This is a genomic window from Leclercia sp. M-A074-M (genome assembly GCF_965195605.1).
Taxonomy (GTDB): Bacteria; Pseudomonadota; Gammaproteobacteria; order Enterobacterales; family Enterobacteriaceae; genus Enterobacter.
On sequence record NZ_CBDAHM010000032.1, the window covers coordinates 1 to 907 of the forward strand.

The following is a 907-nucleotide window of genomic DNA, read 5'->3' on the forward strand; positions in this document are numbered from 1 at the left end:
AGATAATAAATTATCGTCGGTTCGTTGCCGCTGTTACGGATCATCTCCAGCGTGTTGCGTGAAGTGCCACAGGCCGGGTTGTGATAGATGGTAATGTTGCTCATATCAGTATCTCATTACAAAGTGACAGAGAGCCGCCACGCCAGCGCGGCCAGAGTGACAAACAGCACCGGCACAGTCATGACAATGCCGGTACGGAAATAATATCCCCAGGTGATCGTTATATTTTTCTGGGCAAGCACATGCAGCCACAGCAGGGTTGCCAGACTGCCAATCGGGGTGATTTTCGGGCCTAAATCGCAGCCAATCACATTGGCATAAATCATTGCCTCTTTCACTACGCCAGTCGCCGTACTCCCGTCAATCGACAGCGCACCAATCAGCACCGTCGGCATATTNTTCATCACTGATGAGAGAAATGCCGTCAGGAAGCCGGTGCCGAACGTCGCTGCCCATAACCCCTTGTCTGCCAGCAGATTCAGCACGCCAGACAGGTACTCCGTGAGCCCTGCATTGCGCAGGCCATAGACCACGAGATACATGCCCAGCGAGAAAATAACGATCTGCCATGGCGCACCGCGCAGGACTTTCCCGGTGTTGATGGCATGNCCTCTTTTCGCCACCACAAACAGCACTGCTGCGCCAGCCGCCGCTATCGCACTGACCGGGATCCCCAGCGGCTCCAGAACAAAGAAACCGACAAGCAGCAATAACAGGACAATCCAGCCCGCCCTGAAGGTNGCCGGATCCTTGATCGCACTGNCAGGCGTCTTCAGCAGCGAAACGTCATACGTTGCCGGAATATCCCTGCGGAAGAAGAGATGCAGCATGACCAGCGTGGCCGCAATCGCTGCCGCATCCACGGGGATCATAACGGAGGCGTACTGCGTAAAGCCCAGACCGAAGA

At 55.3% G+C, this 907-nt stretch carries 1 protein-coding gene and 4 pseudogenes; all 5 read right to left on the bottom strand.

Translation table 11 applies throughout. From position 1 onward, the window contains the following. Positions 1–104: pseudogene (locus tag ACOKCT_RS22910) on the bottom strand (arsenate reductase); the annotation flags it as partial. Between the two features lie 12 nt (positions 105–116). Beyond that, the coding region (locus ACOKCT_RS22915) for an ArsB/NhaD family transporter (RefSeq protein ID WP_420193914.1) at positions 117–398 on the bottom strand (282 nt) is incomplete at its 5' end. A gap of 1 nt (position 399) precedes the next feature. Beyond that, positions 400–608 (bottom strand): annotated as a pseudogene (locus tag ACOKCT_RS22920) (ArsB/NhaD family transporter); the annotation flags it as partial. A 1-nt stretch (position 609) separates the two neighbouring features. After that, positions 610–740, bottom strand: a pseudogene (locus ACOKCT_RS22925) (ArsB/NhaD family transporter); the annotation flags it as partial. 23 nt (positions 741–763) lie between these two features. Beyond that, a pseudogene (locus ACOKCT_RS22930) lies at positions 764–907 on the bottom strand (ArsB/NhaD family transporter); the annotation flags it as partial.